The following is a 1,566-nucleotide window of genomic DNA, read 5'->3' as shown; positions in this document are numbered from 1 at the left end:
TTAAATTGAAGAGTTTGATCATGGCTCAGATTGAACGCTGGCGGCAGGCCTAACACATGCAAGTCGAGCGGCAGCGACAACATTGAACCTTCGGGGGATTTGTTGGGCGGCGAGCGGCGGACGGGTGAGTAATGCCTAGGAAATTGCCCTGATGTGGGGGATAACCATTGGAAACGATGGCTAATACCGCATGATGCCTACGGGCCAAAGAGGGGGACCTTCGGGCCTCTCGCGTCAGGATATGCCTAGGTGGGATTAGCTAGTTGGTGAGGTAAGGGCTCACCAAGGCGACGATCCCTAGCTGGTCTGAGAGGATGATCAGCCACACTGGAACTGAGACACGGTCCAGACTCCTACGGGAGGCAGCAGTGGGGAATATTGCACAATGGGCGCAAGCCTGATGCAGCCATGCCGCGTGTGTGAAGAAGGCCTTCGGGTTGTAAAGCACTTTCAGTAGGGAGGAAGGTTCATGCGTTAATAGCGTATGGATTTGACGTTACCTACAGAAGAAGCACCGGCTAACTCCGTGCCAGCAGCCGCGGTAATACGGAGGGTGCGAGCGTTAATCGGAATTACTGGGCGTAAAGCGCATGCAGGTGGTTTGTTAAGTCAGATGTGAAAGCCCGGGGCTCAACCTCGGAATTGCATTTGAAACTGGCAGACTAGAGTACTGTAGAGGGGGGTAGAATTTCAGGTGTAGCGGTGAAATGCGTAGAGATCTGAAGGAATACCGGTGGCGAAGGCGGCCCCCTGGACAGATACTGACACTCAGATGCGAAAGCGTGGGGAGCAAACAGGATTAGATACCCTGGTAGTCCACGCCGTAAACGATGTCTACTTGGAGGTTGTGGCCTTGAGCCGTGGCTTTCGGAGCTAACGCGTTAAGTAGACCGCCTGGGGAGTACGGTCGCAAGATTAAAACTCAAATGAATTGACGGGGGCCCGCACAAGCGGTGGAGCATGTGGTTTAATTCGATGCAACGCGAAGAACCTTACCTACTCTTGACATCCAGAGAACTTTCCAGAGATGGATTGGTGCCTTCGGGAACTCTGAGACAGGTGCTGCATGGCTGTCGTCAGCTCGTGTTGTGAAATGTTGGGTTAAGTCCCGCAACGAGCGCAACCCTTATCCTTGTTTGCCAGCGAGTAATGTCGGGAACTCCAGGGAGACTGCCGGTGATAAACCGGAGGAAGGTGGGGACGACGTCAAGTCATCATGGCCCTTACGAGTAGGGCTACACACGTGCTACAATGGCGCATACAGAGGGCAGCCAACTTGCGAGAGTGAGCGAATCCCAAAAAGTGCGTCGTAGTCCGGATTGGAGTCTGCAACTCGACTCCATGAAGTCGGAATCGCTAGTAATCGTGGATCAGAATGCCACGGTGAATACGTTCCCGGGCCTTGTACACACCGCCCGTCACACCATGGGAGTGGGCTGCAAAAGAAGTAGGTAGTTTAACCTTCGGGAGGACGCTTACCACTTTGTGGTTCATGACTGGGGTGAAGTCGTAACAAGGTAGCGCTAGGGGAACCTGGCGCTGGATCACCTCCTTATACGATGATTA

Annotated in this window: 1 rRNA gene; it reads left to right on the top strand. The window is 53.6% G+C overall.

The features are described from left to right. Window positions 1-2 precede the first annotated feature (2 nt). Window positions 3-1,555, top strand: a 16S ribosomal RNA gene (locus tag ACVA54_RS19595). The last annotated feature ends 11 nt before the right edge of the window (window positions 1,556-1,566 follow it).

Source organism: Vibrio sp. PNB23_22_6 (genome assembly GCF_052877535.1).
Note: the sequence above shows the minus strand (reverse complement) of the source record. Positions and strands in the feature narration are given on the sequence as shown.